This window comes from Arthrobacter sp. 10T425 (assembly GCF_056393985.1).
In genome coordinates, this window is the sequence record NZ_JBFTGZ010000064.1 from 1 (window position 1) to 506 (window position 506).

Annotated in this window: 1 pseudogene; it reads right to left on the bottom strand. The window is 73.9% G+C overall.

The window, feature by feature from the left end:
• A pseudogene (locus AC1DDH_RS20530) lies at nt 1-506 on the bottom strand (hypothetical protein); the annotation flags it as partial.

A 506-nucleotide genomic window follows, 5' to 3' on the forward strand; every position in this document is an offset into this window, starting at 1 on the left:
CCGGGGCCGGTGTTGCCGGCGGCGTCGGTGGCGGTGACGCGGTAGTACCAGGTTCCGGCGGGGCGGTTGGTGTCGGTGTAGCTGAGCCCGGTGGTGTCGGCGATTTTGGTGGTGGTGGCGGGGGTGAAGCCTGCCGTGGTGGAGCGGTGGACGGTGTAGCCGGTGACGCCGGTGTTGTCGGTTGCGGCGGTCCAGGACAGGGCGACGGCGGTTCCGGTGGCTGTGGCGGCCAGAGCCCCGGGCGCGCCCGGCGCGGTGGTGTCGGGCGGGGTTCCGTCCGTGTAGGTGAGGGTGAGGGCGGGGCGCAGCGTGGCGGAGGCCTGGCGTGACCAGAACCAGGAGCTGTCGGTGCCGGTTCCGGTCAGGGCCAGGGTCCGGGACCCGGTCCAGCCGGCCATCAGGCTGGTGTCCAGGGGAATGTCGTAGGCCGTGTTGGCGGCCGTGCCGCCGGGCAGGGACCCGAGGGTGGGCCCGGAAACCGCGGGGCGGTTGGCGTAGAGGGTGCC